4 protein-coding genes and 1 pseudogene are annotated in these 4810 nt (G+C 70.9%); 4 read left to right on the top strand and 1 reads right to left on the bottom strand.

All coding sequences use genetic code 11. The annotated features are described in order from the left end of the window. The 4 genes from BHU15_RS35060 to sucD form a co-directional block, all read left to right on the top strand. Nucleotides 1–765: DUF5682 family protein (locus BHU15_RS35060; protein WP_255293286.1), on the top strand; the 765-nt coding region annotated here is incomplete at its 5' end. Beyond that, nucleotides 762–1937, top strand: coding sequence for a VWA domain-containing protein (locus BHU15_RS35055; RefSeq protein WP_069630818.1), 1176 nt, complete (start codon nt 762–764; stop codon nt 1935–1937). The genes BHU15_RS35060 and BHU15_RS35055, both read left to right, overlap by 4 nt. Before the next feature lie 228 nt (nt 1938–2165). Continuing rightward, the gene (gene sucC / locus BHU15_RS35050; RefSeq protein ID WP_023539232.1) at nt 2166–3341 is read left to right on the top strand and encodes an ADP-forming succinate--CoA ligase subunit beta; all 1176 of its coding nucleotides are present in this window, start codon (nt 2166–2168) and stop codon (nt 3339–3341) included. Nucleotides 3342–3361: 20 nt separating this feature from the next. Continuing rightward, complete coding sequence (gene sucD / locus BHU15_RS35045) at nt 3362–4246, top strand: succinate--CoA ligase subunit alpha (RefSeq protein ID WP_069630817.1); 885 nt, start codon at nt 3362–3364, stop codon at nt 4244–4246. A gap of 118 nt (nt 4247–4364) precedes the next feature. Here the strand turns inward: sucD and BHU15_RS38850 are convergent. Next, nucleotides 4365–4810 (bottom strand): annotated as a pseudogene (locus BHU15_RS38850) (DNA-directed RNA polymerase sigma-70 factor); the annotation flags it as partial.

Here is a 4810-nt window from a genome sequence, read left to right as displayed (position 1 = left end):
CGCTACGGCGACGTGCGGTCCACCGACACGGCCGCCCTCGGCGAGGTCGCCGCCGGGCTCGCCGAGCGCGTCTGCGTCGGGCTGCCGCCCGCCTGCGCCGCGCTCGACGCGGACGGCGCGGCCGAGATGAGAGCCCACCTCGACGGCGTCCACACCGCGATCGGCCTCCTGCCCGCCGCCCCCCATCGCCCCGCCGGGGACCTGTCCGGTCGCTGGGCCGCCGTGCTGCGGAAACTGGCAGCGCGGGACACCGTGCCCGGCGTCATCCGGGGCAGGGCCACCCGGCTGCTCCTGGACGACGGACGCCTCCCCGAGGACGAGGCCGCGCGGCTCATGGGCCTCGCCCTGTCGCCCGGCGCACCGCCGGCCGACGCGGCGGCCTGGATCGAGGGGTTCGTCGGAGGAGCCTCCGGTGGCGGCATGCTCCTGGTCCACGACGAGCGGCTGCTCGCCCTCGTGGACACCTGGCTGACCGGGGTGCCGGCCGCCTCGTTCACCGACGTGCTGCCCCTGCTGCGCCGTACGTTCTCCGCGTACGAGCCCGGAGTCCGCCGCACGCTCGGCGAGTTGGTCCGGCGCGGACCGGCGGGCGGCGGGGCGCGGCCCGACCGCGCGGAGGCGGGGATCCCCGGCTTCGGGGCCGCCGTCGACGAGACCCGCGCGGACGCGGTCCTCCCCGTCCTGCGCCTGCTCCTCGGCGACCCCGACCCCGACCCCGATCACCGGATCGATCACGACAACGACCTCGCGGGGGTGGCCCGATGACGACGCACGACGCGGCCGACGAGCGGCTGAGGCGCTGGCGGCTGGTCCTCGGCGGCGACTCCGCCGACGGCACCGGCCGCGCGCTGACCGGCCAGGACGCCGCCATGGACGGCGCGCTGACCGCCCTCTACGGAGGCGGCGGCACCGGCACGTCCAGGAAGGCCGGCGGCAACCGGTCCGCGGGCCTCGGCGCCTCCGCCCCCTCCGTCGCCCGCTGGCTCGGCGACATCCGCACGTACTTCCCCAGCTCCGTCGTCCAGGTCATGCAGCGCGACGCGATCCAGCGCCTCGGACTCTCCGCGCTCCTGCTGGAGCCGGAGATGCTGGAGGCCGTCGAGCCGGACGTCCATCTCGTCGGCACGCTCCTCTCGCTCAACAAGGCCATGCCCGAGACGACCAAGGAGACGGCGCGCGCCGTCGTACGGAAGGTCGTCGCCGAGATCGAGAAGCGGCTCGCCACCCGCACCCGCGCCACCCTCACGGGGGCCCTCGACCGCTCCGCGCGGATCAACCGGCCGCGCCACCGGGACATCGACTGGGACCGCACGATCCGCGCGAATCTGCGGAACTACCTGCCGGAGTACGGCACGGTCGTCCCTGAACGCCTCATCGGATACGGCCGCGCCTCGCAGTCCGTGAAGAAGGAGGTCGTCCTCTGCATCGACCAGTCCGGGTCGATGGCGGCGTCCGTCGTCTACGCCTCCGTCTTCGGCGCGGTCCTCGCCTCGATGCGCTCCATCTCCACCCGCCTCGTCGTCTTCGACACCGCCGTGGTCGACCTCACCGACCAGCTCGACGACCCGGTCGACGTCCTGTTCGGCACCCAGCTCGGCGGCGGCACGGACATCAACCGCGCGCTCGCCTACTGCCAGTCGCAGATCACCCGCCCCGCCGACACCGTTGTCGTCCTGATCAGCGATCTGTACGAGGGCGGGATCCGCGACGAGATGCTGAAGCGGGTCGCGGCGATGAAGGCGTCCGGCGTGCAGTTCGTGGCGCTCCTCGCGCTGTCCGACGAGGGCGCGCCCGCCTACGACCGCGACCACGCGGCGGCGCTGGCCGCACTCGGCGCCCCGGCCTTCGCCTGCACCCCGGACCTGTTCCCGGAGGTGATGGCGGCGGCGATCGAGAAGCGCCCCCTACCGATACCGGACACGGCGACCGGCTCCTAGGCCGTGTCCGGCCCGTCTGTGACAGGTATCACCGCTCAGGGGTGATCTGTGATTTAGGGGTCGACGGCCCTCGGGGATAACCTGCGAGACGGACATGCCGCGCTCCGGGACCTCCGTCTGCGCCTTCCTTGTGACACGTGCAGTCACGTTGCCCATCGCGGCACGCCCACGCAGATTACGAACCGCGATCACTGCGAATCTTAGAAGACAGACAAGGGACGGACGCGCGTGGACCTGTTCGAGTACCAGGCGAGGGACCTCTTCGCCAAGCACGGTGTACCGGTGCTGGCCGGTGAAGTCATCGAAACGCCTGAGGCGGCGCGCGAGGTGACGACGCGTCTCGGCGGCAAGGCTGTCGTCAAGGCGCAGGTCAAGGTCGGTGGCCGAGGCAAGGCCGGCGGCGTGAAGCTGGCCTCCGACCCGGCCGACGCGGTCGCCAAGGCCGACGCCATTCTGGGCATGGACATCAAGGGCCACACGGTCCACAAGGTGATGCTGGCCCAGACGGCGGACATCGCGGAGGAGTACTACGTCTCCTTCCTCCTCGACCGCACCAACCGCACCTTCCTGGCCATGGCCTCCGTCGAGGGCGGCGTGGAGATCGAGGTCGTCGCCGAGGAGAACCCCGACGCGCTCGCCAAGATCCCGGTCGACGCCAACGAGGGCTGCACCCCGGAGAAGGCCGCCGAGATCGTCGCGGCCGCCAAGTTCCCGGCCGAGATCGCCGACCAGGTCGCCGACGTCCTCCAGAAGCTGTGGACCGTCTTCATCAAGGAAGACGCCCTGCTCGTCGAGGTCAACCCGCTGATCAAGTCCGGTGACGGCAAGATCATCGCGCTGGACGGCAAGGTCTCGCTCGACGAGAACGCCGACTTCCGCCAGCCCGACCACGCGGCTCTTGAGGACAAGGCCGCGGCCAACCCTCTTGAGGCCGCGGCCAAGGCGAAGAACCTCAACTACGTCAAGCTCGACGGCGAGGTCGGCATCATCGGCAACGGCGCGGGGCTCGTCATGAGCACCCTCGACGTCGTCGCGTACGCGGGCGAGGCCCACGGCGGCGTGAAGCCCGCCAACTTCCTCGACATCGGCGGCGGCGCCTCGGCCGAGGTCATGGCGAACGGCCTGGAGATCATCCTCGGCGACCCGGACGTCAGGTCCGTCTTCGTCAACGTCTTCGGCGGAATCACCGCGTGCGACGAGGTCGCCAACGGCATCGTCCAGGCCCTGGAGCTGCTCAAGTCCAAGGGTGAGACCGTCAGCAAGCCCCTGGTCGTTCGCCTCGACGGCAACAACGCGGAGCTGGGTCGCAAGATCCTGTCGGACGCCAACCACCCGCTCGTACAGCGCGTGGACACCATGGACGGCGCGGCCGACAAGGCCGCCGAGCTCGCGGCTGCGAAGTAAAGGTAAAGGTCACCAACACCATGGCTATTTTCCTGACCAAGGAAAGCAAGGTCATCGTCCAGGGGATGACCGGTGCCACCGGCATGAAGCACACCAAGCTCATGCTCGCTGACGGCACCAACATCGTCGGCGGAGTCAACCCGCGCAAGGCCGGTACCTCCGTCGACTTCGACGGCACCGAGGTTCCGGTCTTCGGCTCCGTCAAGGAAGCGATGGAGAAGACGGGCGCCGACGTGTCCGTCCTCTTCGTGCCCCCGGCCCACGCCAAGGCCGCCGTCGTGGAGGCCATCGACGCCGAGATCCCTCTCGCCGTCGTCATCACCGAGGGCATCGCCGTGCACGACTCGGCCGCCTTCTGGGCGTACGCGTCGAGCAAGGGCAACAAGACCCGGATCGTCGGCCCGAACTGCCCCGGTCTCATCACGCCCGGCCAGTCCAACGCCGGCATCATCCCGGGCGACATCACCAAGCCCGGCCGCATCGGTCTCGTGTCCAAGTCCGGCACGCTGACCTACCAGATGATGTACGAGCTGCGCGACATCGGCTTCTCGTCCGCGGTCGGCATCGGCGGCGACCCGGTCATCGGTACGACGCACATCGACGCCCTGGAGGCGTTCGAGGCCGACCCCGACACCGACCTCATCGTGATGATCGGCGAGATCGGCGGCGACGCCGAGGAGCGCGCGGCCGACTACATCGCCAAGCACGTGACCAAGCCGGTCGTCGGCTATGTCGCGGGCTTCACGGCGCCCGAGGGCAAGACGATGGGCCACGCCGGCGCCATCGTCTCGGGCTCGTCGGGCACCGCGTCGGCCAAGAAGGAAGCCCTTGAGGCGGCGGGCGTCAAGGTCGGCAAGACCCCGACCGAGACGGCCGGTCTCGCCCGAGCCATTCTCGCGGGCTGACACCAGGCGGTACGGTCGTACGGAGTACGGCAGTTGTACTGCTGCACAACGCGCGTGGGCCCGCACCTTTCAGGTGGTGCGGGCCCACGCGCGTGCCTGTCTCACGTGCCTGCCTGTCTCAGGGGATACGGGGCACCAGCCGCTCCGGCCCGTTCATCGGCACGTCACGGAGCTTGGCGCGCAGCTTCAGGTCCTGCCGGCTGAGCTTCTGCGGCCCCATCGGCGCCGGTACACCGCCAACTCGCTGACCGGGCGCGGGCGTCGGTTCGTACTGCCTCGGCGCCGTGACGACCGTGAAGGCCGTCGCCCCGATGATCAGCACGGTGACGGCGATCGCGGCCCGGGTCCAGAACTTGGCGCGGCGCTCACTGCTCACCCGCACCGCGGGCGCGCTCGCGACGGCCGGCGCGGACACCGTCTCCGTCAGCTCCCGCAGCCGCTCGTGCAGGACATCCGCGTCCGCGAGGTCGGGCAACCGCTCGGCCACCGCCTCCCGCGCGTGCAGCAGCCGGTTCGCGGCCGCCGGGGTGGTGGCCTCGGTCTCGGCGGCCGTCTCCGGCAGAT

The sequence above is a fragment of the Streptomyces niveus genome (assembly GCF_001723055.1).
Classification (GTDB): Bacteria; Actinomycetota; Actinomycetes; order Streptomycetales; family Streptomycetaceae; genus Streptomyces; species Streptomyces niveus.
The sequence above is the reverse complement of the archived record's forward strand: the minus strand, read 5'-3'. Positions and strand labels throughout refer to the sequence as shown.